The following is a 21,786-nucleotide window of genomic DNA, read 5'->3' as shown; positions in this document are numbered from 1 at the left end:
GCGAAAGGGCCGTTACTGACAGCCACCGACTCACGCCATGTCGCTGATCGCAAATTCCTCAGCCAGATGATCGATCAGCGCCCGCACCGACGGCAATAACCCCCGCCGCGACGGGAAGATCGCATGCACGATGCCGCAACGCGGATGCCACTCAGGCAGTAATTCCACCAACCGCCCCGAAGCCAGGTCCTCGCGGACCGCCACCCGCGGCAAATGCGCGATCCCCACCCCAGCCACCACGAAATGGCGCAGGGCAAACAGGTCGTCGGTCACCATGCGCGGTGTATGCGGGATGACGATGCTGCGGCTGTTGTCCTCACCCTGGAACAGTTCCCACTGGTACTCGCGCTGGGCGCTGCCCCAATGCACGCTCGGTAGCGTGCCCAGCAGCTGTGGGTCAAACCCTTTGGGCAACTGCGCCAGGTAGTGCGGCTGGCCGACCAGGCACTGGGTGCTGTTGCTCAGCACCTTCATCACCATGTCGGTGTTCTCCAGCGGCGGAAAGCGCACGCGCAGGGCGATGTCGAAGCCCTCGTGCAGCAGGTCGACGCGGCGGTTGGTGCTCTCGATGAACAGTTCCACCTGGGGGTACTTGAGCATGTAGCGGGTCAGCATCGGCCCGACCCAGGAGTTGAGCAGGGTGGTGGGGCAACTGATGCGAACCAGCCCGCGTGGCTCGCTGCGGTTGCGCTCGATGATTTCCGCCGCGCCCTCGGCCTCCACGCGCATGGCCAGGCAACGGTTGTAGTAGGCCTGGCCGATTTCGGTCAGCGAACAGTGCCGGCTGGTGCGGTGCAGCAGGCGCACGCCCAGGCGGTCTTCAAGGTCGGCGATGCGCCGGCTGAGTTTCGACTTGGGCATGTCCAGCGCCCGCCCGGCCGGGGCGAAGCCGCCGTGCTCCACGACTTGGGTGAAGTAGTAGAGGGAGTTGAGGTCTTCCAATGATCGTTCTCCAAACGGAACGCTAAGGACGGTTTTCGCAGTCTAGTGCAGCAAAGGTGATGATTTTAATCTGTGCCCATCAACGCGAAACACCCCGGATTGCTGAAAAATTCATAACCCTTAGGAGCACAGACCATGAGCAAATTTACCTACAACCGCCTGAACAAAGACGACGCTGCCGTACTGCTGGTCGACCACCAGGCTGGCCTGCTGTCCCTGGTGCGCGACATCGAGCCGGACAAGTTCAAGAACAACGTACTGGCCCTGGCTGACCTGGCCAAGTTCTTCAACCTGCCAACCATCCTCACCACCAGCTTCGAGCAAGGCCCTAACGGCCCGCTGGTGCCAGAGCTGAAAGCGCTGTTCCCGGATGCGCCGTATATCGCCCGCCCAGGCCAGATCAACGCCTGGGACAACGAAGACTTCGTCAAGGCGGTGAAGGCCACTGGCAAGAAGCAGCTGATCATTGCCGGTGTGGTGACTGAGGTCTGCGTAGCCTTCCCGGCGCTGTCGGCGCTGGAAGAAGAGTTCGATGTGTTCGTCGTGACCGATGCCTCCGGCACCTTCAACGAAATGACCCGCGATGCCGCCCATGACCGCATGAGCCAGGCCGGTGCGCAGCTGATGACCTGGTTCGGCGTGGCCTGCGAGCTGCACCGCGACTGGCGCAACGATGTCGAAGGGCTGGCTGCGCTGTGCTCAAACCACATTCCGGATTATCGCAATTTGATGACCAGCTATAACGCGCTGACTGCGGGTAAGTAAGCAAACCAGTAGCGGTACGCACAAAGGCCGGCTCCCTCTGCAGGAGCCGGCTTTTTTTGTTTGCTGTACCAGCCTCTTCGCGCGCACGCCCGCTCCCACAGGTACTGCACAGTTTCAGAACCAGTGGTGATCCTGTGGGAGCGGGTTCACCCGCGAAGAGGGCGGTACAGGCAGCATCAATTCATGGGCTGTGGCTCAAGCAACCTTCTGCCGTTTAGAGCGCATTCAGGTTGCTCCGGAACAGGCTTTTGCCGGTGTCATCTGTTCACGCTGGAAGTGGTGAGCATGACGTGCCCCCCGCCTATCACCCTTTTTGGGAAATCTCCTACATGAAAGAGCGGAAGGCGTAACGGCGCTAAACGGGCACGCCAAGAGCAAACTGAGCACCCGGAAATTTTTCAGGAGTGACTCCATGCGCAGCGTCAATGCTAGCTTGAAAAGTGTAAGGTGCAGCCTTACACTCAACCATCAATGATAAGAAGTTTCAGGCACAAAGGCCTGAGGCTGCTCCATCAGCATCGTGACACGTCTGGAGTACGTGCAGATCATGTGAATCGCTTGCGGCGTTTACTGGCTTCTCTTGAAGTTGCACAAACCGCAGCAGACATGAACCGGCCGGGTTACCGTCTTCATCCACTGCACGGAAAGCTGGAAAGCTATTGGGCAGTAAATGTCTCGGGTAACTGGCGAGTGGTGTTCCGCTTCGTGGGCACCGATGTGGAGCTTGTTGACTATCTGGATTACCACTAGGAGGCTTGAGTCATGCCTATGTTCGATCCTCCCCATCCTGGGGAGTCTTTGCGCGAAGATGTGTTGCCCGCAGTTGGCATGAATGTTTCTGAGTTAGCTCGCCACCTCGGCTATTCGCGGGGGCAATTGTCCACCGTACTCAATGGGCGCGCCGCCATTTCTGCCGATCTTGCTTATCGACTTGAGCTGGCAGGTCTTGGGCCTGCCCGGCAATACCTTGCCGAACAGGCAGCTTACGATCTTTGGCAAGCCGCTCAGCGTGAGCATCCTCAAATAGAGCGGTTGGTGTTCGCCTGACTTCTCAATCCGCATCCGAATCAAACAACCGCTCCAGCTCCACCCGCGCCTCCTTGGCTGTCTGCATCACCTTGGCCCGGTCATCGCGTACCTGCCCCTGGGCCACCAGTACTTCTTCGTCATGCTGGGTAAACCGCGCAATTCGGTCCGCGGCCTGTTCATCGCTCAAGCCCAGCCCTACCAGTGCCAGACGGGTCATCTCCAGGCTGGAGTAGAACGTCTCGCGAATCGGCTCGGCGCCTGCATCTACCAACTTGTGCACATGTTGGCGGTTACGTGCCCGGGCCAGCACCTTCAGGTGCGGGTACAGGCGCTTCACCCGTTCGGCGGTATGAATGGCAGCTTCTGGGTCATCGATGGTGATGATGAAGTACTCCGCTTCACCCACCTTGGCGGCGTGCAGCACCTCGGGGCGCAGCGGGTCGCCGTAGAACACCGGCACCTGTTCGAACATGCGGGTCATCTCGATGGTGTCCACCGAGGTTTCCAGGGCTATGAACGGGATTTTCTGTGCCCGCAGGATGCGCGCGACGATCTGGCCCATGCGGCCCATGCCGACGATCACCACCCGCGGTGTATCCGTCTGGATCTGCTTGTACTGCTCGGGCACTTCACGCGCCGGTTGCGGGCGTTTGAGGGCGCGGGCGCAGCCCAGCATCAGCAGCGGGGTGATGGCCATGGACAGGGTAATGGTCATCAGCAGCAGGTCGTAGGTCTGGGTGTCGAACAGGCCTTGGTCCTTGCCCAGCTTGAACACCACAAAGGCGAACTCGCCCCCGGCTGCCAGCACCATGCCCAGGCGCAGGGCGCTGGCGCTGTTCAGGCCACCGACCAGGCGGCCGACGCCTATCAGCAGCGCCAGCTTTACTGTCACCAGCAGCAGGGTCAGGCCCAGCACCACCAGTGGCATGTCCAGCAGCAGGCGCAGGTTGGCGCCCATGCCCACGCTGATGAAGAACAGCCCCAACAGCAGGCCCTTGAACGGCTCGACCTGCGATTCCAGCTCGTGACGGTATTCCGAGTCGGCCAGCAGCAGGCCGGCGAGGAAGGCGCCAAGGGCCATGGAGATGCCGGCTTCTTCCATCAGCCAGGCCGTGCCGATCACCACCAGCAGTGCGGTGGCGGTGGACACTTCCGGCAGGCCGGTGCGGGCCACGGTGCGGAACACCGGGCGCAGCAGGTAGCGGCCACCGACGATCACCACGGCGATGCTGGCGAATACCTTCAGGCCGTGTTGCAGGCTGTCGCCATGGCTGGTGTCCGGACCACTGGCGGCCAGTAGCGGCACCAGGGCGATCAGCGGGATCGCGGCGATGTCCTGGAACAGCAGGATGGCGAACGCCAGGCGGCCGTGCGGGGCGTTGAGCTGCTTGCTCTCGGCCAGGCTCTGCAGGCCAAGGGCGGTGGACGACAGCGCCAGGCCCAGGCCGAGCACGATGGCTGCCGGCAGTGTCTGGCTGAAGCCGAACAGGGCAATGGCGCCGATCAGCGCGCCGGTCAGCAGTACCTGGGCGGTACCGACACCGAACACCGACTTGCGCATCAGCCACAGGCGCTTGGGCGACAGTTCCAGGCCAATGATGAACAGCAGCAGGACCACGCCCAGCTCGGAAATGTGCGCCACGCTCTCGGTGTCGCGGATCAGGCCAAGTGCCTGCGGGCCGATGGCTACACCGGCCAGCAGGTAGCCGAGCACGGCGCCCAGTTGCAGGCGCTTGGCCAAGGGGACGGCGACGACGGCAGCGAGTAGAAAGATCACCGCGGTTTGCAGAAGGCTGCCTTCGTGTGGCATTGGCTCTTACTCCATGAGCTGCCGGGGCAGCGTTTGAACAGTTTGGCCGACGATTCTGAGGGGTGAGGTGGCGTCAGACAATCAGCTGCCCGGAAGAAACATTGTCCCGTAAAAAGGGACAGTTGCCGCGGGCCGTTGCCAATTGCAGGTTCTGCTGATGGGGCTGAAATTTCCAGGGCCGCTTTGCAGCCCTCATCTAACTGCTCCCCGGCCGGTACTGCAGGGCCTCGGCCAGATGTGGCCGGCCAATCGCCTCGCACCCCTCCAGGTCCGCCAGTGTTCGTGCCACTTTCAATAACCGGTGCGCTGCCCGCAACGACAACGTCAACCGTTCGCATGCCCCTTCCAGCCAGGCCTGGTCCGCCGCGGCCAATCCGCAATGGCGGCGCAACCCTTCGAGGTCGAGAAACGCATTCACACACCCTTGCCGGCGCTGCTGTACCTCCCGCGCCTGCGCCACCCTTGCAGCCACATCGGCACTGGCTTCACCACAGGGCTGGTTGTTCAGCGTGGTGCTTTCGCGGGCCACGGTCAGGTGCAGGTCGATGCGGTCCAGCAGCGGCCCGGACAGCTTGTTGCGGTACCGCGCGATCTGCTCGGTGCTGCAACGGCAGCGGCCAGTGGGGTCGCCCAAGTAGCCGCAAGGGCATGGGTTCATCGCCGCCACCAGCTGAAAGCGTGCCGGAAAGCGCACCTTGTCGCGGGCGCGGGCAATCACGATCTCGCCCGATTCCAGCGGCTCGCGCAGTACCTCCAGCACACGCCGCTCGAACTCTGGCAGCTCATCGAGAAACAGCACCCCATGGTGGGCGAGGGTGATTTCGCCCGGTTGCGGACGGCTGCTGCCACCGACCAGTGCCGGGCCGGATGCGGAGTGGTGGGGGTGGCGAAAGGGGCGCTGCGGCCAGCTGCTGAGCGGTGTATGCCCGCTGACCGACTGGATGGCCGCCACCTCAAGTGCCTCGTGCTCGTCCAACGGTGGCAGCAGCCCTGGCAGGCGGCTGGCGAGCAAGGTCTTGCCGGTGCCGGGTGGCCCGGTGAATAGCAGGTTGTGCGCCCCAGCCGCCGCCAGCATCAATGCGCGTTTGGCCGCCAGCTGGCCTTGCACCTCGCTCAGGTCAGGGTAGGGACGTTGATGCAGGACCAAACCGTTGGCCGCGTAAGGCGCCAGCGGCACCTGGCCGCTCAGGTGGGCGACCAGCTCCAGCAGGTGCCCCACCGCATACACCACCAGCCCGCCGGCCAGGCTGGCTTCCTCGGCATTCTCCCGTGGAACCACCAGCGAGCGGCCCGCCTCGCGTGCCGCCAAGGCCGCCGGCAGCACGCCTTGCACCGCCCGCAATTTGCCCGACAACGCCAGTTCGCCCAGGCACTCGACCTCTGCAAGGCTGGCCGTGGGCACCTGGCCGTCGGCGGCCAGGATGCCCAGGGCAATGGCCAGGTCGTAGCGCCCGCCGTCCTTGGGCAAGTCGGCGGGGGCCAGGTTCTGGGTTATGCGCCGCTGTGGATAGTTCAGCCCGGAGTTGACGATGGCACTGCGTACCCGGTCCTTGCTTTCCTTGACCGTGGTTTCTGGCAGGCCAACCAGGGTGAGATGAGGCAGGCCGTTGGCCAGGTGGGTTTCGACGCTGACCGAGGGTGCCTGCACACCCACCTGGGCGCGGCTGTGGACGATGGCTAGGGACATGGACGCTCCGTTGTCGCTGAAAAGGGCCGCTTCCTGCGGCTGGGTCAAGGATAGCGATGGTGGCCACGACAGGCGCAACAAGTGTGCGTCGTGGTTTTGCAGAGCAGGTTTTTTCCCTGTGTTTTCTTAAAAATCGGCAAAAAATGGATCCAATAATCTTTGCGCAGGTGCGTGGTATGGCTTAGTGTTGTTGGGCAAATGCCGTTGCCATGGGATGGCACAGCGTCTTCTTTCAAATGGACTTGAGGTATTGCGCCGTGCAAACGCTCACCCACATGCGCCAGGTCATCCGCGAACTGGTGCAGGCCAAATCATTCATTGAACTCACCTGCTTTTTCGACAGCCTTGAGGCGCAATGGCGCCAAGCCCCGCCCGGCGAGTTCCCGGCCTACCTTGTGGCCATCGAAGGGCACATGCTGGTCGACCCGCAAAGCCAGGGTGACAGGGCCCTGAGCCAAGTTATCAAAGCCTGGATTCACGCCTGCCCGAAGGCTTATCACCCACAGGTGGTAATGGGCATGCACTGCTTCCACCGGGCTTGCCAGGTGCAGGGTGCTGGCCAGCACAACGCTGCGCGCTTGCTGGCCGTTGAGCAAATATGTGAAACCGCGACCGCGCACCTGTTGCGTGCAATGGACCGCTGCGCACAACCCGTGGCAGCGGCCATTGGCATGCTGCGTATCAGTGCGCAGCTGCGCGAGCCTGGCTGGTTGATCGAACTGTTTCAGGGGCAGCCTGCGCGGTACAGGCCCAGCGCCCATGCCGATGTGGAAGTGCAGGAAGCCGCGGCGCCATTACTGGTGAAGCATGGGTTGTTGCCCTTGGCCGAGCTGCCCCAAGCGTTGCCGGCGTGCCTGAGCAGGCGGGTCGATCACGAAAACGAAGCACCACGCTATTACTGGTTGCGCCATGCGCTGGTGGCACGCCCTGGTTGTTTCGAAGCGGTCCAGGCCCTTGCCGTTTACCTGCTGCCCCGTTGGGGTGCCAGTTTCGATGCGCTGGAGCTGTTGGCCAATGGACCGTTGTGCGAGGCGTGGGACGAAGCGCTGCGCAATGCGTTGCGCTGGATGGCCGTCGAAGACCGGCTGAAGCTGCCACATGCCGAGCAGTTGCAGGCCGTCGCCGATTGGCAGCAACTGTTGGATGCCTGGCTGCAACGCCCGCTAAGGCCTAGGGAAAGCGCCGTCGTGCTGGCTTGGCGCGGCGCGCTGCGTAGCAGTGCCTTGCAAGACCATGCCGGCGGCATGCGCGATTTCGCCGCGAGCTTGGCATGTAACGCCGATCACGGTGCCATCGCTGCCATGGGCGAGCCATTTCGCTGCCTGGTCGGGCTGATAGTTCGCGATGGCATGGCAGATGAACACCAACTGTTGCGCACCGCCATCGAGCGCCTGTGTGAAGGCCGCTCGCATGCTGGCGCCTGTGCAATGCGTGCTGCCGGGCATCGCTTCGGCCTGTGGGGGCTGCCACGTTCGGCCGAGCAGGCAAGGCTATGGTCGCAGGTGGCGGTAACGCGCCAGCGCGCGGGCCAGGCGCCAGGCTTCGAGGTGCTCGCTGTTGCGCGGCTGCTGTGGGCTGCCAACCGGCATGAGGTGGCGTGTTACCTGTACGAGCGCTGTGCCGAGCTGAGCTTGCCGGGGGCTGCCCTAGGCCTGTACGAGCTGCACAGTGGCGGCCTGGGCAACACCCCGGCGGACTATCTGGATGACGAGGCGGCTGAGTATTGGCTGCAGCGTGCGGTAGAGGCGGGCAGCAGGCAGGCCAAGTACAACCTCGCCTGCCTGCGCATGGATGGCGATGAGGACCTGAATGAGCGAAGTGCCATGCTGGCTGTCAGGCGCCTGCTGGTCGATGCATTGGGTAATCCGCAGACCAATGCTCGCGCGCGCTTGCATCTGGGAATGCTGTTGCGCCAGTTTGGCGAAGTGCAGGAGCGATCCGAGGCGGTTGCCTACCTGTCGAGCCTGGTCGAGCACCCGGACGCGTGGATTGCCGGGCGTGCCAGTGCCGAACTGGGGTTGGCCTGGATGCAGGGGCGCGGCACCCGCAAGCAGAGCCGTTTTGCCGCCATCGAATGGGCCAACCGTGCGGCTGCCTTGCAGCCTGGGGATTCAGCCATCGAAGACATCCAGGCCGAGATCCTCAACTCGCACAACCGGGTGAAGACCCTGGTTACCCAGTGTGGTGCGACCTTGTTTCGCGGCACCTTGCACGCCAGCGAGTTGCCGCCGAAACAGTCAGTACCCGAGCCGGCCCGGCTACGGGCCTCGGCCTGATACCCTCAGGGCTTGGCGCCGAGGATGATGTGCGAGGCCTTGATCAGTGCAGTGGCCTTCACACCCGGTGCCAGGCCCAGCTCCTGCACGGCTTCGCGGGTCACGATGGCAAACACCTCGGTGCCGCCGGCCAGCTTCAGCACCACTTCGGCATTCACTGCACCATCACCCACCCGCACCACTTCGCCTTCCAGTGCGTTACGGGCCGATAGCTTGTAGCCTGCGGCGTCGGTCAGCAGTACCACCCACGGCGCCTTGACCAGCGCCACGGCGTCTTTGCCGACGTTGATGCTCAGTTTATGCAGGCTGGCCATGGTGACCACCGCTACCAGCTTTTCGCCGCCCCCCAGGGTCAGCTCGACTTCGGCATTGACCGCGCCGGGCTGAACGTTGGTGACTTTGCCTTCAAAAACATTGCGTGCGCTGACTTTCATGGGGAACGCTCCGTGTATCGGTTGTTATTCCTGCGCGCTGGGCGTCATGCGTGCTTCCAGCTCGGCAACTTGTTTTTCCAAGGCCTCCAGGCGAGCGCGGGTGCGCGCCAGCACGACCATCTGGCTGTCGAATTCGTCACGGCTGACCAGGTCCAGCTTGCTGAAGGCACCTTGCATCAGCACCTTGAACTGGCTTTCCAGTTCTGCGCGGGGCTGTGCAGTATCGCTGCTGAACAGGCGCGAGGCCTGGTCGCTCAGGGCATCGAGAAGGGCTTTGGGCGCAAGCATGGGGCAGTCCACTGAAACTGAGAATGGCCGGCAGTGTAGCACGCACAAACCTGACGTTTGAGTGCACGTTTTTCGCGCAATGCGCCCTGCTTGTGCGCACCGGAACTGTGCATGTTTCCCATGCTGGCGACTGGCCAATCCCGGCCCTTTCGCATAACTCGCTGTTTTCTGGTGATTTGCCGGAACTGGCAAGGTTTCTGCAAAGACCTGTACGAGCCATGCACTGATGCAGTTCTTTGTGACCAAGCAGTGCGCACGCGGAGCCGGATGCCGACGACGCGTTACAAAGCCAACCGCTGCGCTTAGACTTGAGACGGGTTTGTTTTCCTGGGGCAAGTCCACCAAATCGGGAGAGAGTTTCATGAAGCTAGTCACAGCCATCATCAAGCCGTTCAAGCTGGACGACGTGCGCGAGTCGCTGTCGGAAATCGGCGTGCAGGGCATCACTGTTACTGAAGTCAAAGGCTTCGGCCGGCAGAAGGGCCACACCGAGCTGTATCGCGGTGCTGAATATGTGGTCGATTTTCTGCCCAAGGTGAAGATCGATGTCGCCATCGATGACAAGGACCTTGATCGGGTAATCGAAGCCATCACCAAGGCAGCCAACACCGGCAAGATCGGTGACGGCAAGATTTTCGTGGTGAATCTGGAGCAGGCGATCCGCATCCGTACCGGCGAAACCGATACCGACGCGATCTAAGCAGCAAAAAAGCCTCACCAAACCCAACGCCCCAGGAGAAAACAACATGACTCTGCGTAAGATCGCAGGGCTAGGAGCCCTATTGTCCCTCGTAATGCCCGGGCTTGCCCTGGCAGAGGAAGCTGCCCCAGCGCTGAACTCCGGCGACACCGCCTGGATGCTGACTGCAACGGCGCTGGTGCTGTTCATGACTATCCCCGGCCTGGCCCTGTTCTATGGCGGTATGGTGCGTTCCAAGAACGTGCTGTCGGTGATGATGCAGTGCTTTGCAATCACCGGCCTGATGAGCATTCTCTGGGTCGTCTACGGCTACAGCATGGCCTTCGATACCACCGGTATGGAAAAGGGCGTGCTCAACTTCAATTCCTTCGTCGGCGGCTTCTCCAAGGCCTTCCTCAGCGGCGTAACGCCCGAGAACCTGACGTCGGCCACCGCGCTGTTCCCTGAAGCGGTCTTCATCACCTTCCAGATGACCTTCGCCATCATCACCCCGGCACTGATCGTGGGTGCTTTCGCCGAGCGCATGAAGTTCTCCGCGATGCTGGTGTTCATGGGCATCTGGTTCACCCTGGTGTATGCGCCGATCGCGCACATGGTGTGGAGCGGTGACGGTGCACTGATGTGGGACTGGGGCGTACTGGACTTCGCTGGCGGCACCGTGGTGCACATCAACGCGGGTATCGCAGGCCTGGTCTGCTGCCTGGTGCTGGGCAAGCGCAAGGGCTACCCGACCACGCCGATGGCCCCGCACAACCTGGGCTATACCCTGATGGGCGCCGCCATGCTGTGGATCGGCTGGTTCGGCTTCAACGCAGGCTCCGCCGCTGCCGCCAACGGCACCGCTGGCATGGCCATGCTGGTCACCCAGATCGCCACCGCTGCTGCTGCACTGGGCTGGATGTTCGCCGAGTGGATCGGTCACGGCAAACCCAGCGCCCTGGGCATCGCTTCGGGCGTGGTTGCCGGCCTGGTTGCCATTACCCCGGCTGCAGGTACCGTGGGCCCGATGGGCGCCCTGGTGATCGGCCTGGCTTCGGGTGTGATCTGCTACTTCTGCGCCACCACCCTCAAGCGCAGGCTCGGCTATGACGACTCGCTGGATGCCTTCGGCGTGCACGGCATCGGCGGCATCATCGGTGCCATCCTTACCGGTGTGTTCGCAGCCCCGGCGCTGGGCGGCTTCGGTACCGTCACCGATATCGGCATGCAGGTCTGGATCCAGGCCAAGGGCGTGATCTTTACCGTGGTCTACACCGCCATCGTCACCTACGTGATCCTCAAGGTGCTGGATGTGGTGATGGGCCTGCGGGTCAACGAAGAAGAAGAGTCGGTCGGCCTCGACCTGGCTCAGCACAACGAACGCGGCTACAACCTGTAACTGCGACGCGGTAAAAACTTGCCCGGCTTGCCGGGCATTTTTTTGCCAGATTTTCAGCATTTCGCGCTTGGCAAACGGTTTATCCGTCACGTTCGCGTCGTAGGTAAAAAACTTACAAGTCGTAGGGCGTTTATGGTGCTTTGCTTTTTCCACGGGCGCGCTAGAATGCGCGCCGAAGGGTGTTTGACGTGTAGTCCACACACTTCGCCAGCCTTTGCTAGGCTTGCCAATAGCGTGTGGCCAGCAGGGGCTAGATGGATTTGTCAGGTCCTGCCAGGAGCAGGGCCTGCTGGGTGCCGCCTCCCATCAGGAGCGCCGACCCAAGGGCAGTGGCCTAACCCACGGCCAGTTGAATTTTCACTGGTGGCTGCCGGTCTACGGCTGCACTGGTCTATAACTAACCTGCTTTTCGCAAGTCATGAGGTAGAACATGAGCGACGACGATCTGGAAAACGACGACCTCGAAGTAGGCGATGAAGACGAGGTTGATGAAGGCCTCGAAGCTGCGGCTGACGACGGCGTTGAAGACGCTGGCGATGACGACAGCAGCCCGGCACCTGCTGCCAAGGGCAAATCCAAGGCGGCTGTCTCGGTAGACGAGATGCCGAGCATGGAAGCCAAGCAGAAGGAGCGTGATGCACTGGCCAAGGCGATGGAAGAATTCCTTTCGCGCGGTGGCAAGGTGCAGGAAGTCGAGGCCAACGTGGTCGCCGACCCGCCCAAGAAGCCGGACAACAAATACGGCAGCCGCCCTATCTGAGTGGCTGAACGCAAAAAAGCCCGCCGTCGCTGCGGGCTTTTTTTGTGCCTGTGAGTTTTGTGCTGGCTGTACTGGCCCTATCGCCGGCAAGCCAGCTCCCACAGGATCACCGAGGGCCTCAGCCTTGCGCGATCCCTGTGGGAGCTGGCTTGCCGGCGATAGGGCCGCACACCGGCCCCTGTCAGCGCCAGCGCGAAAGGATATCGGGCAACTGCGAAAGGCGCTGGATCTCGGCATCCGGTGCCTGCTCACCCGTCCAGGCCTTGCCCTGGGGGTTGAACCAGACGGCCCGTAGCCCGGCGCGCTGGGCGCCTGCGATGTCATCCCCGGGGTGGTCGCCGATGTGAACGGCGGCGCTGGCGTCCGCCTCGCCGCGGCGCAGGGCTTCCAGGAACGGTGCCGGGTCCGGCTTGCCGATGCCGAGGTCTTCGGCGCACAGGGCAAAGCGAAAGTAGTCGGCCAGCCCCAGCCGGCTCACATCGGCATTGCCGTTGGTGACCACGCCCAGGGTGTAGTGATGGCGCAGGATCTCCAGCACCGGCTGCACCTCGGGGAAGATCTCCACCTGGTGGCGAGCATGCAGGAACACTTCAAAGCCTTCGTTGGCCAGCGCCTGCGCTTGCTTCTCGCTGTAGCCGACCTCTTCCAGGGCATGGAACAGCACCCGTCGGCGCAGGGCGCTGATGCGGTGCTTGAGGCCGGGCTCGGCCTGTACCAGGCGCTCGCGGATGGCGAACAGGTGCTCCACCGGCACGCCGCCCAGGATCGGGGCGTTGGCTTCGAGCCAGTCGCGCAGCACGACTTCAGCGCTGGCGATGACCGGCGCGGTGTCCCACAGGGTGTCGTCGAGGTCGAATGTGATCAGCTTGATGCTCATGAGTCTGTGCCTTTGCTGCGTTTGGCCCGAGGGTGGGCGCTGTCGTACACCGCGGCCAGGTGCTGGAAGTCCAGGTGGGTGTAGATCTGCGTGGTACTGATGTCGGCATGGCCGAGCATCTCTTGCACCGCCCGCAGGTCCTGGGACGATTCCAGCACATGGCTGGCGAAGGAATGGCGAAGCATGTGCGGGTGCAGGTGCTGGCCCAGCTCGCGCTCACCCGCCTTCTTCACCCGTTGCTGCACAGCCCGTGGCGTGATGCGGTTGCCCTGGCGGGTGATGAACACTGCGCGGTCACGCGGGTTGCCGATGCCGCGCAGGCGGTACCAAGCCTGCAGCGCCTCGCGGGCCTTGCGGCCAACCGGCAGGACGCGGGCCTTGCCACCCTTGCCCAGCACCTGCACCAGGCCGGCGGCGAGGTCGATGTTATCGAGGTCGAGGTTGGTCAGTTCGGACAGGCGCAGGCCAGACGAATAAAACAGTTCAAGAATGGCTTGGTCACGGCGGGCGATGAAGTCGTCGTCGACGCCGCCATCAAGCAGCTGCAGGGCGCGGTCGGTGTCCAGCACCTTGGGCAGCCGGCGCTCACCCTTGGGCGCGCTCAGGCCGGTGGCCGGGTCGTGCTGGCACAGGCCTTCGCGGTTGAGGTAGCGGTACAGGCCGCGCACCGCCGACAGCAGCCGCGCCAGGCTGCGTGAGGACTGGCCATGGTGGTGCAGGCGCGCGATCAGCTGGCGCAGCTGCTGGATCTGCAGCGCCTGCCAACCGTCAATAGCGTGTTCCTTGCAATAGGCGATGACCTTGTCCAAGTCGCGGCGGTAGCCCAGCAAGGTGTGCTCCGACACCTGGCGCTCGTTGCGCAGGTGTGCGCAATAAGCCTCCAGCTGGCGTTCCATCAGCGTACCGAGCGCAGGGTCTGGGTAAGGCGCGGTACAACGCGGCCGAGCACTTCGGCGATGTAGCCGAGGAACAGGGTGCCGACGCTGCTCTTGTAGTGTTGCGGGTCGCGGCTGCCGATCGCCAGCACCCCGTGCAGCCCCTGGTATTCGAGGGTGGCCACGGCGCTGGAACCCACCTCCCGGCGCTGTTCTTCACCGAACAGGAACGCCAGCTCGTGTTCACGGAGGTTGCCACTGACCGTCTTGCCGCCGCCCAGCAGGGCACCGATGGCCTGTTGCGCCTCGGCGTTGCTGACCCAGCGCCCGACCGGCGCAACGTTGTCGCCGAACAGGATGAGGCTGACGAAGGGCACCTGGAACTCCTGGCGCAGGCTGTCTTCGACCGCCATCACCACTTCTTCCAGGGTACCGGCGTCGAGCAGGTCGAGGATCAGCCGTCGGGTCTTGTCGAACAGCCGGTCGTTGTCGCGGGCCACGTCCATCAGTTGCGACAGGCGATGGCGCATCTCGATGTTGCGGTCACGCAGCAGCTTGAGCTGGCGTTCCACCAGGGACACGCTGTCGCCACGCTGGTGCGGGATGTGCTGTTCGATCAGCAGCTCATCGTGCTCGGCGAAGAAGGTGGGGTGGGCGCGCAGGTAGGCGACCACCGCTTCGGCATCGAGCTCGGCGGACTGCTGGGGTACAACCTTGGGCTGATCGGTCATGGCGGTTACTCGCTTAGAGACGAACCTGTCCTTCGTAGACGCGCACGGCAGGGCCGGTCATCAACACGGGCTTGCCGGGGCCGGCCCATTCGATGTGCAGGCGGCCACCGGGCAGGTCGAGGGACACCGGGGAATCCATCCAGCCTTGGCTGATCGCTGCCACGGCCGCGGCGCAAGCGCCGGTGCCGCAGGCCTGGGTTTCGCCCGCGCCGCGTTCCCACACGCGCAGGTTGGCGCGGTGGCGGTCGATGACCTGGAGGAAGCCGGCATTCACCCGCTGCGGGAAGCGTGGGTGGTTTTCGATCTTCGGGCCCAGCTCATGCACGGGGGCAGTATGCACGTCGTCGACGCGCAGCACGGCATGCGGGTTCCCCATGGACACGGCGGCAATCGAATGCAGCTGGCCGTCGACTTCCAGTGGGTAGTTCAGCGCCTGCTCGTCAGCGACAAAGGGGATTTCGGCAGGAATGAACCGCGGTGGGCCCATGTCGACACTCACCTGGCCGTCGTTCTGCACGTCCAGCACGATGATGCCGCTTTTGGTTTCCACGCGAATGCGCTTTTTCGCGGTCAGGCGCTTGTCCAGCACAAAACGGGCGAAGCAGCGCGCACCGTTACCGCACTGTTCCACTTCAGAGCCGTCGGCGTTGAAGATGCGGTAGCGGAAGTCCACTTCCGGATTGTTCGGCGCCTCGACGATCAGCAACTGGTCGAAGCCGATGCCGGTATGGCGGTCACCCCATTGCTTGGCGTGCTTTGGCTGGATATGCGCGTGCTGGCTGACCAGGTCGAGGACCATGAAGTCGTTGCCCAGGCCGTGCATCTTGGTAAAACGCAGCAGCATGGGCTTACTCCGGCAGCAGGCTTTCGCCAGCGTACAGTTCGGCGATGGTCTCGCGGCGGCGTACTTCGAACGCCTGGTCGCCGTCGACCAGGATTTCAGCGCAACGGCCACGGGTGTTGTAGTTGGAGCTCATGACAAAACCATAGGCGCCCGCGGACTGCACGGCCAGCAGGTCACCTTCGGCCAGGTTCAAGACGCGGTCCTTGCCGAGGAAGTCGCCGGTCTCGCAGATCGGGCCGACCAGGTCGTAGGCACGGCCTTCGCCTTCGCGTGGGATGACCGCGCTGACACCCATCCAGGCCTGGTAAAGGGCCGGGCGAATCAGGTCGTTCATTGCCGCATCGATGATGGCGAAGTCTTTGTGTTCTGTGTGCTTGAGGTATTCCACGCGGGTCAGCAACACGCCGGCGTTGGCCACGATGTAGCGGCCCGGCTCGAACACCAGGGCCAGGTCGCGCTTGCCTACGCGTTCGCGAATAGCCTTGATGTAGTCGGCCACCAGCGGTGGCTCTTCGTCGCGGTAGCGCACGCCAACGCCGCCACCCAGGTCCAGGTGGCGCAGGTGGATGCCGCAGTCGGCGAGGCGATCGACCAGGTCCAGCAGGCGGTCGAGGGCATCGAGGAACGGCTCCACGGTGGTCAGCTGCGAGCCGATGTGGCAGTCGACGCCGACCACTTCCAGGTTCGGAAGCTGCGCGGCACGCACGTAGATGGCCTCGGCGTCGGCGATGGCGATACCGAACTTGTTTTCTTTAAGGCCCGTGGAGATGTACGGGTGGGTGCCGGCGTCTACATCCGGGTTTACCCGCAGCGACACCGGGGCAACCTTGCCCATTTCGGCGGCCACGACTTGCAGGCGCTCCAGCTCGTCGGTGGATTCGACGTTGAAGCAGTGCACGCCCACTTCCAGGGCGCGGCGCATGTCTTCGCGGGTTTTGCCGACGCCGGAGAACACCACGCGGTCGGCGCGCCCGCCAGCAGCCAGCACGCGCTCCAGCTCACCGCCGGAGACAATGTCGAAGCCTGCGCCCAGGCGTGCCAGCACGTTCAGCACGCCGAGGTTGGAGTTGGCCTTGACCGCGAAGCACACCAGGTGCTCCGCGCCTTGCAGGGCGTCGGTGTAGCTACGGTACTGGGCCTCGATGTGGGCGCGCGAATACACGTAGGTGGGGGTGCCGAAACGTTCGGCGACGGCCGACAGGGCCACCCCTTCCGCGAACAGCTGGCCGTCGCGGTAGTTGAAAGCGTTCATCTGGTTTCCTTACTGCGCAGGCGACTGCTCGGGCTCGGACTGCAGCTCGGGCTGCTGCGCTGGCGCCGGGGCGGGCTTGGCTTTTGGCTGGTGCTGGTGCGACTTGTGCGCTTTGCCGTTATCGCCGTCTTCAGGCAGATACAGCGGGCCTTTCTGGCCGCAGGCCGAAACGAGGCAGGCAACAGCGACCAGCGCCGCGAAGGAGGAAATCAGGCGCTTCATGGGTGAAATCCTTAGAAAAATGCAGTATTGCGCCCGAGTATACCGAGCGACCGGCGGCTTGCCTATGCAAGGGCCGGTCCGCCGGGCGGGCTATTCTTACCGCCTTCAATGGCTAATCTTTGCATTCGGCGCCAAGCGCCCGTATCTTGCCCGGCTTGCCTGTAACGCAGCCAATTTCGAGGTTCCTGCAATGAGTTTGAGTGAAGCGCGTTTCCATGATCTGGTCGACGCGACCCAACAGGCCCTGGAAGACCTGTTCGACGAGAGCGGCATGGACCTGGACATGGAGAACTCCGCCGGGGTCCTCACCGTCAAGTTCGAAGGTGGCGCCCAGCTGATCTTCAGCCGCCAGGAACCGCTGCGCCAGCTGTGGCTGGCCGACCGTTCCGGTGGCTTCCACTTCGACTACGACGAAGAAAGCGGCAAGTGGGTGTGCGAGAAGAGCGAAGAGCTGCTCGGCGAAATGCTCGAGCGCATCGTCTGGGAGCGGGCCGGCGAGAAGCTGGACTTCGACGAGATCTGACATGAGTAGCGCCCCGGCCCGGCCACCCAAGCCGCTCTACAGCAACGTCAGCCCCGCCGTGCCATCGCCGTGCATCAGCGTTTGCCGGCTGGACGAACAGCGGGTGTGCACCGGCTGCCAGCGGCATGTGGAGCACATTCGTGAATGGCGTTCCGCCGATGACGAACGGCGTCGACAAATCTGCCGCGAGGCCCAGCTCCTGCGCGACCAGGCTAAGGCACACTGAGAGCAGGGGCTTGAGTATTTGCCCGGCTGTGGTAGTGTCGAGTTCTGCGTCGGTGACGCCAAAGCATTCACAAACCCCGCCCTTGGGCGGGGTTTTGCTTTATCTGCCCGACGAAAATCGCCTGTTCAAAGGAGTCTGACTGGATCATGAGCACCAAGCCTTCCCTCATCCTCACCCGATTGGACGTACAGCGTCTGGAGCGTCTTATCGACAGCCTCGACGAGAGTACGCCGGGTGTGCTCGCCCTGCAGGACGAGCTGGACCGCGCCGAGCAGGTGGTCGGTCACGAGGACGTGCCAGCGGGCGTGGTGACCATGAACTCGCGCGTGCACTGCCGTGAGGAAGCCAGCGGCAAGGACTACCACCTGACGCTGGTCTATCCGAAGGACGCAGGGCCGGAAGGCAATGTCTCGGTCCTGGCACCGATCGGCTGCGCTTTGCTGGGGCTGTCGGTGGGCGAGCAGATCGACTGGCCGGCACCGGGTGGCAAGACCCTCAAGCTGAAGCTGCTGGAAGTGGAGTACCAGCCCGAAGCGGCGGGCGATTACGACCTGTAAGGGCAAGGGGGCCGCTGCGCGGCCCATCGCCGGCAAGCCAGCTCCCACAAGGGTTGCACAAGGCCCGAGGCCGGCGCCGTACCTGTGGGAGCTGGCTTGCCGGCGATGGGCTGCAAAGCAGCCCCCGATCATTCACTTAGCACCTGCTCCAACCCCTCATTCAACGCCTGCTCCAGCACCCGCTTGTAGCTCAGGTACACCTGCGTCGCGCCCAGCCGGTCATCCAGCAGCTCGGACAAATCCAGGTCGGTGATGTAGCACCGGTATTGTCCGGCACCGCGCCGTTGCCCGATGATCTGCCTGGCCACCACTGCATACAGCTGACCACCATGCTCCAGCTCGGAAAACTCTTGCTGGTCGCAGTACAGCGTCACATGTGCCGCACCCGCCATTCCGGCCTGGATGATGGCCTGCACCTCATAGTAAGGCTGGCCGCTGCCTTCGACCGGAGCCTGGCGCGCCTCGATGCTGCGCGCCTTGCCAGCGCCGGAAGGCAACAGTTGCGCGTAGTGGATGTCCAGCGAGGCAGCGCGCTGGGTATCCAGCGGCAGCCGGGCATCACGGCGCATCACCACTGATCGCAGGAAGCGTTGCAGTGGCAGCAGCAGGTGGGCTTCGTCATGCAGGGGAAGGCGCTGCTGCCACAGGGCATTGTATTCATCCAGCACATACAACTCGGCCCAGCCACCCTGCAGGCGGTAGAACACCTGGATGCAACCCGGGCGGCCCTGTTCCAGCACCAGGCGCAAGTCGTGGTCCAGCAGTGCGTTGCTATCCAGGTACAGCGGGCTGTAGGCGCTACGCTCCTCGCCCAGGTGGGCCAGCAGGGCTTCGTGCTCGGCCAGGGTGGCCAGGCCGACATGCCCGGCCAACAGCTCCAGCACATGCGTGTGTTGGGCCACCTGTAGCAGGTAGCGGTGGTTCAAGCCTTGGTCCAGCAGCAGTTGCACCGTGTCGAAAATTTCCTCCACGCGCTGGCCGATGGCCTGCGCGCGGCTCTGGCAAAAACAGCGCACCCGTACCCGTGGCCGGTGGCCGCGCAGCACCGGGCTGTTGAGGAAGTCCCGCAGGCAGCGCACCAGCGCGTGCTCACCGTCGTAGCGCTGGACCAGCACTTCGTTCCAGCTGTTCAGGGTGACCTGGTCCAGGGTCAGCACCAGGTTTTCGCGCACGCCTGCGTAGCTCAACGAATCGGTACGCTCGGTTGTCATCAGGATGTTCAGGTCGCGGTGATGGCGCAGCGGGTCGATGGCGACATTGACCAGCAACAGCACCTCGTCGGCAACGCTGGGCTGCAGCAGGCGCACTTCGCTGACGATCGGCAAGGGCAGGGGAATGCTTTGCTGCAGGCAACCCATCAGGTTGAACAGCTCGAACTCGCTGAGGTCGCTGACGCCCGGGTGCAGCGCCAGGCGCGTGCTGCTGTCGATCACGCCGTTGCGGTGGGCCCAAGCCAGCAGTTCAAGCAGCTCGCGGCAGCGTTTGATCGGGCTGAAGTGCTCCACCTCGTGGGTACTCAGGTTGCCGCTGTACAGCTCCCAGTGGTAGCTGCCGGGCTCCTTGCGGTTGGGCGCCTGGACCAGGGTCAGGGTGCCTTCGGCCAGGTCCGGTGCGATGCCGGGGTTGATCACCTCGACCTTGCCGGCGCGGCGCTCGAATGCCGCATACAGGCGCCGGCCCAGCACATTGAGGTCGCGCTGGTCGGCGCGGCTGCTGGCGTTCTGGGTGCTGGCAAACTGGCTGAGGAAGCGGTAGCTATGGTTCAGCTCAGCCACCAGTTCGCGGCGCTCGACAGCGACTTGCTGCACTTTCCATTGGCTGCGGCTATCCAGCAGGGCCAGCTGACGCTCGTCCCAGCCCCACTCGTCTGCCAGGCGCTGCAACAGCCGGCGCTGCCAGCCATTGGCGCGGCCTTGGTCGCTGAGCTTCTTGTTCACCTTCAGGTACAGGCTTCGCCTTACCAGTTCCAGGCGCGCGGGCTCGCCACGTTGCAGCAGGTAACGTTCGATGCGTCGGTACACCATCACATACGGGTCCAGCTCGTCGAGGTCGAGCTGGTTGGCGAACACCGCCTGCTTGTAATCCAGGCTCAGGCAGCGGACGGCCGGGTGTTCACTGGCGTAGGTCTCGGTCAGCAGCAGCTTGAGCAGCGATTTGTAGGGCGAATCGATGCCCTTGAACAGTTGCCACAGGCCGGCACCGACGAACTCGCCGGGCGGGATGTGCGCCAGGTTGCCGAGGTCGAGGGCATCCTGGCTGCGGATGAAACGCTTGGTCAGCAGGGTCTGCGTGTAGGCGCGGTAATTGTGCTCCTGGTAGACGGGTACCAGCCACCACAGGGGTGTGCGCCCTGCCAGCCAGAGGGTGGTGCGGTAGAACTCGTCCAGTAGCAGGTAGTGCTGGGTGGTACCGCAGTCGTCGGAGCCCAGTTGGCCGTCGCGTTGGCCCTGGGCAAAGCCTTGCGTGTCGATCAGGAAGAAATGCGCCTCGGCGCCCAGGCTTGCCGCCCAATCCTCCAGCAATTGGCACTTGCGGCGCAGTTCTCCCAGCAAGTGCTCGGGCAAGCCGGGCGCATGGCACACCCACAGGTCCATGTCGCTGTGCTCGGCCTGGGCCAGTGAGCCCAGGCTGCCCATCAGGTAGAGGCCGTGGATCGGGCGTGGCGGGTTGCCATGGCGGGCCTTGTAGGTGAACGAGCGGGCCAGGCGCTGGGCCTCGACCACCAGCTCGGCACCTGGCTCGTAGCCCGACACGCCAGCCGGTGTGCTACCCGAGACGTAGCCCGGCAACAGCGGATGGTTCACGTGAAACAGCAGCGGCAGTAGCGTCAGTACCTGTTGCTGGCGTGTCGACAGGCCTTCCATTGCCCGTTGCAGCCTCCCCTGGTTCAGCTGCAGGAAACGCGCACGCAATGTCGCCAGGACCTTGCGATCGATGCCTTCGTCCAGGTCAGGGCGGATTTCGTGAGGGTGGTTCATTGTGCGCTCGGGCAGGCCAGTAAAGCTGTGGCGAGTGTAGCCTGAGTGGTGGGGCCGGATAAGCGCTAATTGGGATTTTTGGCGCCATTTTTCCAGCGCGCGCCTGCTCCAGCTTTGGCTGCGCTTCAGGCATGATGGGCGCACTGATTTCATGTAGAGAAATTCCGATGCGTGTATGGATCGATGCCGACGCCTGCCCCAAGGCGGCCAAGGATCTGATCGTCAAGTTCGCCCTCAAGCGCAAGTTCGAAGTGGTGATGGTGGCGGGCCAGGCCGTGGCCAAACCAGCGTTCGCGATCGTGCGCCTGATCGTGGTACCCAGCGGCATGGACGCAGCCGACGACTACCTGGTCGAACACGCTGTGCCGGGCGAGCTGGTGATCTGCAGTGATGTGCCGCTGGCTGACCGCCTGGTGAAAAAGGGTGTGAGCGTGCTGGACCCGCGCGGGCGCGAATTCGACGAGCGCAACATGGGTGACCGCCTGGCGGCGCGCAACCTGTTCACCGAGCTGCGTGAGCAGGGCCAGGTGGGGGGAGGGCAGGCGGCTTATGGTGAACGTGAAAAGCAGGCGTTCGCCAATGCGCTGGACCGGATCATTGCCCGGCTTTCCAAAGCCTGAATACAGTTCGGG

23 protein-coding genes are annotated in these 21,786 nt (G+C 63.5%); 11 read left to right on the top strand and 12 right to left on the bottom strand.

The window, feature by feature from the left end:
* Positions 1–30 precede the first annotated feature (30 nt).
* Positions 31–942, bottom strand: coding sequence for a LysR substrate-binding domain-containing protein (locus PP4_RS26785; RefSeq protein ID WP_016489788.1), 912 nt, complete (start codon positions 940–942; stop codon positions 31–33).
* Positions 943–1,077: 135 nt separating this feature from the next.
* On the opposite strand from PP4_RS26785, the gene ycaC reads away from it, so the two are divergent.
* From ycaC to PP4_RS28395, 3 genes are all read left to right on the top strand, one after another.
* A complete protein-coding gene (gene ycaC / locus PP4_RS26780; protein WP_012274792.1) occupies positions 1,078–1,707 on the top strand; it encodes an isochorismate family cysteine hydrolase YcaC in 630 nt (209 codons plus the stop codon).
* A 471-nt stretch (positions 1,708–2,178) separates the two neighbouring features.
* Positions 2,179–2,457: a type II toxin-antitoxin system RelE/ParE family toxin gene (locus tag PP4_RS28400; RefSeq protein ID WP_080642829.1), complete on the top strand. Its 279-nt coding sequence runs from the start codon at positions 2,179–2,181 to the stop codon at positions 2,455–2,457.
* 12 nt (positions 2,458–2,469) lie between these two features.
* Positions 2,470–2,754, top strand: coding sequence for a HigA family addiction module antitoxin (locus PP4_RS28395; RefSeq protein WP_016502199.1), 285 nt, complete (start codon positions 2,470–2,472; stop codon positions 2,752–2,754).
* Between the two features lie 4 nt (positions 2,755–2,758).
* Here the strand turns inward: PP4_RS28395 and PP4_RS26770 are convergent, their stop codons facing one another.
* Both PP4_RS26770 and PP4_RS26765 read right to left on the bottom strand, forming a co-directional pair.
* Positions 2,759–4,546: a monovalent cation:proton antiporter-2 (CPA2) family protein gene (locus tag PP4_RS26770; RefSeq protein ID WP_016502198.1), complete on the bottom strand. Its 1,788-nt coding sequence runs from the start codon at positions 4,544–4,546 to the stop codon at positions 2,759–2,761.
* Positions 4,547–4,742: 196 nt separating this feature from the next.
* A complete protein-coding gene (locus tag PP4_RS26765) occupies positions 4,743–6,233 on the bottom strand; it encodes a YifB family Mg chelatase-like AAA ATPase (protein ID WP_016502197.1) in 1,491 nt (496 codons plus the stop codon).
* A gap of 257 nt (positions 6,234–6,490) precedes the next feature.
* Here PP4_RS26765 and PP4_RS26760 point away from each other — a divergent pair, with 257 nt between their 5' ends.
* Entirely contained in the window at positions 6,491–8,509 is a 2,019-nt protein-coding gene (locus PP4_RS26760) for a DUF4034 domain-containing protein (protein WP_016502196.1), read from the top strand.
* A gap of 5 nt (positions 8,510–8,514) precedes the next feature.
* On the opposite strand, the gene PP4_RS26755 is transcribed toward PP4_RS26760, so the two are convergent.
* Together PP4_RS26755 and PP4_RS26750 are read right to left on the bottom strand one after the other, a co-directional pair.
* On the bottom strand, positions 8,515–8,943 hold the full coding sequence (locus tag PP4_RS26755; RefSeq protein WP_016502195.1) for a TOBE domain-containing protein: 429 nt from the start codon (positions 8,941–8,943) through the stop codon (positions 8,515–8,517).
* A gap of 24 nt (positions 8,944–8,967) precedes the next feature.
* Positions 8,968–9,231 carry an accessory factor UbiK family protein gene (locus PP4_RS26750; RefSeq protein WP_016502194.1) on the bottom strand — a complete coding sequence of 88 codons (264 nt, stop codon included), beginning with the start codon at positions 9,229–9,231 and terminating at the stop codon, positions 8,968–8,970.
* A 361-nt stretch (positions 9,232–9,592) separates the two neighbouring features.
* On the opposite strand from PP4_RS26750, the gene glnK reads away from it, so the two are divergent.
* The 3 genes from glnK to sutA all read left to right on the top strand — a co-directional run bounded on the left by glnK (position 9,593) and on the right by sutA (position 12,069).
* A complete protein-coding gene (gene glnK / locus PP4_RS26745) occupies positions 9,593–9,931 on the top strand; it encodes a P-II family nitrogen regulator (protein ID WP_002555808.1) in 339 nt (112 codons plus the stop codon).
* Positions 9,932–9,977: 46 nt separating this feature from the next.
* The gene (locus PP4_RS26740) at positions 9,978–11,309 is read left to right on the top strand and encodes an ammonium transporter (RefSeq protein WP_016502193.1); all 1,332 of its coding nucleotides are present in this window, start codon (positions 9,978–9,980) and stop codon (positions 11,307–11,309) included.
* 430 nt (positions 11,310–11,739) lie between these two features.
* Positions 11,740–12,069 carry a transcriptional regulator SutA gene (gene sutA / locus PP4_RS26735; protein WP_016502192.1) on the top strand — a complete coding sequence of 110 codons (330 nt, stop codon included), beginning with the start codon at positions 11,740–11,742 and terminating at the stop codon, positions 12,067–12,069.
* Positions 12,070–12,250: 181 nt separating this feature from the next.
* On the opposite strand, the gene PP4_RS26730 is transcribed toward sutA, so the two are convergent.
* The 6 genes from PP4_RS26730 to lptM are packed head-to-tail and all read right to left on the bottom strand — an operon-like array spanning position 12,251 to position 16,870.
* On the bottom strand, positions 12,251–12,946 hold the full coding sequence (locus PP4_RS26730) for an HAD family hydrolase (RefSeq protein ID WP_016502191.1): 696 nt from the start codon (positions 12,944–12,946) through the stop codon (positions 12,251–12,253).
* Positions 12,943–13,842, bottom strand: a complete 900-nt coding sequence (gene xerC / locus PP4_RS26725) for a tyrosine recombinase XerC (protein WP_016502190.1) — start codon at positions 13,840–13,842, stop codon at positions 12,943–12,945. Before xerC ends, PP4_RS26730 begins: the two co-directional genes overlap by 4 nt.
* Complete coding sequence (locus PP4_RS26720) at positions 13,842–14,552, bottom strand: DUF484 family protein (protein ID WP_016502189.1); 711 nt, start codon at positions 14,550–14,552, stop codon at positions 13,842–13,844. Before PP4_RS26720 ends, xerC begins: the two co-directional genes overlap by 1 nt.
* Before the next feature lie 13 nt (positions 14,553–14,565).
* A complete protein-coding gene (dapF, locus tag PP4_RS26715; protein ID WP_016502188.1) occupies positions 14,566–15,396 on the bottom strand; it encodes a diaminopimelate epimerase in 831 nt (276 codons plus the stop codon).
* 4 nt (positions 15,397–15,400) lie between these two features.
* Positions 15,401–16,648: a diaminopimelate decarboxylase gene (lysA, locus tag PP4_RS26710; RefSeq protein WP_016502187.1), complete on the bottom strand. Its 1,248-nt coding sequence runs from the start codon at positions 16,646–16,648 to the stop codon at positions 15,401–15,403.
* A 9-nt stretch (positions 16,649–16,657) separates the two neighbouring features.
* Positions 16,658–16,870 (bottom strand): LPS translocon maturation chaperone LptM, encoded by a 213-nt coding sequence (gene lptM / locus PP4_RS27535; RefSeq protein WP_016502186.1) that lies wholly within the window; start codon positions 16,868–16,870, stop codon positions 16,658–16,660.
* Positions 16,871–17,060: 190 nt separating this feature from the next.
* Here lptM and cyaY point away from each other — a divergent pair, with 190 nt between their 5' ends.
* From cyaY to rnk, 3 genes are all read left to right on the top strand, one after another.
* Complete coding sequence (gene cyaY, locus PP4_RS26700; protein WP_016502185.1) at positions 17,061–17,393, top strand: iron donor protein CyaY; 333 nt, start codon at positions 17,061–17,063, stop codon at positions 17,391–17,393.
* A gap of 1 nt (position 17,394) precedes the next feature.
* The gene (locus PP4_RS26695) at positions 17,395–17,619 is read left to right on the top strand and encodes a DUF1289 domain-containing protein (protein WP_016502184.1); all 225 of its coding nucleotides are present in this window, start codon (positions 17,395–17,397) and stop codon (positions 17,617–17,619) included.
* Between the two features lie 146 nt (positions 17,620–17,765).
* Complete coding sequence (gene rnk / locus PP4_RS26690) at positions 17,766–18,176, top strand: nucleoside diphosphate kinase regulator (RefSeq protein WP_016502183.1); 411 nt, start codon at positions 17,766–17,768, stop codon at positions 18,174–18,176.
* Positions 18,177–18,304: 128 nt separating this feature from the next.
* Here rnk and PP4_RS26685 read toward each other — a convergent pair whose 3' ends face one another.
* On the bottom strand, positions 18,305–21,154 hold the full coding sequence (locus PP4_RS26685; RefSeq protein WP_016502182.1) for a class I adenylate cyclase: 2,850 nt from the start codon (positions 21,152–21,154) through the stop codon (positions 18,305–18,307).
* 167 nt (positions 21,155–21,321) lie between these two features.
* Here PP4_RS26685 and PP4_RS26680 point away from each other — a divergent pair, with 167 nt between their 5' ends.
* On the top strand, positions 21,322–21,774 hold the full coding sequence (locus tag PP4_RS26680) for a YaiI/YqxD family protein (protein ID WP_016502181.1): 453 nt from the start codon (positions 21,322–21,324) through the stop codon (positions 21,772–21,774).
* The last annotated feature ends 12 nt before the right edge of the window (positions 21,775–21,786 follow it).

The sequence above is a fragment of the Pseudomonas putida NBRC 14164 genome, assembly GCF_000412675.1.
GTDB lineage: Bacteria > Pseudomonadota > Gammaproteobacteria > Pseudomonadales > Pseudomonadaceae > Aquipseudomonas > Aquipseudomonas putida.
This window is presented reverse-complemented; position numbering and strand designations above follow the sequence as displayed.

Excerpts from the sequence above, each read along its gene's own strand:
- PP4_RS26685 (WP_016502182.1), bottom strand. The coding sequence starts at position 21,154 with ATGAACCACCCTCACGAAATCCGCCCTGACCTGGACGAAGGCATCGAT.
- PP4_RS26720 (WP_016502189.1), bottom strand. The coding sequence starts at position 14,552 with ATGACCGATCAGCCCAAGGTTGTACCCCAGCAGTCCGCCGAGCTCGAT.
- sutA (WP_016502192.1), top strand. The coding sequence starts at position 11,740 with ATGAGCGACGACGATCTGGAAAACGACGACCTCGAAGTAGGCGATGAA.
- PP4_RS26695 (WP_016502184.1), top strand. The coding sequence starts at position 17,395 with ATGAGTAGCGCCCCGGCCCGGCCACCCAAGCCGCTCTACAGCAACGTC.
- lysA (WP_016502187.1), bottom strand. The coding sequence starts at position 16,648 with ATGAACGCTTTCAACTACCGCGACGGCCAGCTGTTCGCGGAAGGGGTG.
- lptM (WP_016502186.1), bottom strand. The coding sequence starts at position 16,870 with ATGAAGCGCCTGATTTCCTCCTTCGCGGCGCTGGTCGCTGTTGCCTGC.
- PP4_RS26755 (WP_016502195.1), bottom strand. The coding sequence starts at position 8,943 with ATGAAAGTCAGCGCACGCAATGTTTTTGAAGGCAAAGTCACCAACGTT.
- PP4_RS26740 (WP_016502193.1), top strand. The coding sequence starts at position 9,978 with ATGACTCTGCGTAAGATCGCAGGGCTAGGAGCCCTATTGTCCCTCGTA.
- PP4_RS26750 (WP_016502194.1), bottom strand. The coding sequence starts at position 9,231 with ATGCTTGCGCCCAAAGCCCTTCTCGATGCCCTGAGCGACCAGGCCTCG.
- xerC (WP_016502190.1), bottom strand. The coding sequence starts at position 13,842 with ATGGAACGCCAGCTGGAGGCTTATTGCGCACACCTGCGCAACGAGCGC.
- PP4_RS26680 (WP_016502181.1), top strand. The coding sequence starts at position 21,322 with ATGCGTGTATGGATCGATGCCGACGCCTGCCCCAAGGCGGCCAAGGAT.
- PP4_RS28400 (WP_080642829.1), top strand. The coding sequence starts at position 2,179 with ATGATAAGAAGTTTCAGGCACAAAGGCCTGAGGCTGCTCCATCAGCAT.
- dapF (WP_016502188.1), bottom strand. The coding sequence starts at position 15,396 with ATGCTGCTGCGTTTTACCAAGATGCACGGCCTGGGCAACGACTTCATG.
- PP4_RS26770 (WP_016502198.1), bottom strand. The coding sequence starts at position 4,546 with ATGCCACACGAAGGCAGCCTTCTGCAAACCGCGGTGATCTTTCTACTC.
- PP4_RS28395 (WP_016502199.1), top strand. The coding sequence starts at position 2,470 with ATGCCTATGTTCGATCCTCCCCATCCTGGGGAGTCTTTGCGCGAAGAT.
- ycaC (WP_012274792.1), top strand. The coding sequence starts at position 1,078 with ATGAGCAAATTTACCTACAACCGCCTGAACAAAGACGACGCTGCCGTA.
- cyaY (WP_016502185.1), top strand. The coding sequence starts at position 17,061 with ATGAGTTTGAGTGAAGCGCGTTTCCATGATCTGGTCGACGCGACCCAA.
- PP4_RS26730 (WP_016502191.1), bottom strand. The coding sequence starts at position 12,946 with ATGAGCATCAAGCTGATCACATTCGACCTCGACGACACCCTGTGGGAC.
- glnK (WP_002555808.1), top strand. The coding sequence starts at position 9,593 with ATGAAGCTAGTCACAGCCATCATCAAGCCGTTCAAGCTGGACGACGTG.
- rnk (WP_016502183.1), top strand. The coding sequence starts at position 17,766 with ATGAGCACCAAGCCTTCCCTCATCCTCACCCGATTGGACGTACAGCGT.
- PP4_RS26765 (WP_016502197.1), bottom strand. The coding sequence starts at position 6,233 with ATGTCCCTAGCCATCGTCCACAGCCGCGCCCAGGTGGGTGTGCAGGCA.